At 30.8% G+C, this 1102-nt stretch carries 1 protein-coding gene; it reads left to right on the forward strand.

The window, feature by feature from the left end; genetic code table 11:
* Positions 1–328 precede the first annotated feature (328 nt).
* Positions 329–1039, forward strand: coding sequence for a class I SAM-dependent methyltransferase (locus BPMYX0001_RS11015; RefSeq protein WP_006094933.1), 711 nt, complete (start codon positions 329–331; stop codon positions 1037–1039).
* The last annotated feature ends 63 nt before the right edge of the window (positions 1040–1102 follow it).

Consider the following 1102-nt stretch of genomic DNA (forward strand, 5'->3'; position numbering starts at 1 on the left):
TTTCGGAAAAAAACCATGCTAAGAGCATACAAGATTTTATACAGTTTTTCGGCTAATCCATTAACAAACGAGAACCCTAAAACCCATGTTAGGATAGGGATGTATAAAAAAATGAATAGAGTCATAGAAAATGAAAAAGGCGGATTCCTTGTAAAAGTAGGGATCCGCCTTTTTCATTGCTACCGATAATGAGTGGTTATGTCAACCTCACATGTATATATTATTCATCATTCTTTCTTCAAATAACAAGATAAGATAGTCCAAAAAGTTATATTAAATCTGTTACAGTAATTTATAGAATAAATAATTTGAGAAATGAGGGAAAACAATGAACAGAATTGAATTTATAAGAAAAGAGGAGAAAAAATATCATGACTATTGTTACGATAATTATAAACTGTTTGAAGAAGGTTCGTGGCTACATAAACCTGTAAAAACGGTAATAGATCTAATTGCATTGTTTGAAGGAAAAGACAATCTTAGTGTGCTTGATTTAGGTTCTGGAGTGGGTAGAAATAGTATCCCATTAGCCCAAGCTATAAAAGAAAATGGCGGTAAAGTTGTGTGTGTTGATTTATTAGACTCTGCTTTGCAAAAATTAAATCAATACAGTGAGGAATATGAAGTTAAAGAAGTAATTCAAACTGAAAAAGCTGATATAGGAAACTATGACATTAAACCTAATAACTTCGACTTCATTGTTGCAGTTTCAAGTTTAGAACATGTCCAATCAGAAGAGGTATTTAAAAAAGTTGTTCAACGAATGGCAGACGGAACGAAGTACAACGGAATAAATTGTATCATGGTAAATTCTGAAGTTGAAGAAATTGATATGGATACCAATAAGAAGCTGGATGCACTAATGGAAATAAACATTTCAACAGAAGAAATGATGAATAAATTAAAAAAAATATATGATGGTTGGGAAGTATTGAGTGTTATAGTAAAACCGCTCGAATGTAAAATTATTCGAAATGAAAAGTCTGTTTTATTAAAAACAAATGCAATCACATATGCTGTGAGAAAAAACAATCTATAAGGGGTCACCATAAATTCCTATCAATCTAAGATGAATTTATACCCATAATTCATAGAAAACGTT

Source organism: Bacillus pseudomycoides DSM 12442 (assembly GCF_000161455.1).
GTDB lineage: Bacteria > Bacillota > Bacilli > Bacillales > Bacillaceae_G > Bacillus_A > Bacillus_A pseudomycoides.

Bases quoted from the DNA above. Each gene is read 5' to 3' on its own strand.
- BPMYX0001_RS11015 (WP_006094933.1), top strand. From the start codon at position 329: ATGAACAGAATTGAATTTATAAGAAAAGAGGAGAAAAAATATCATGAC.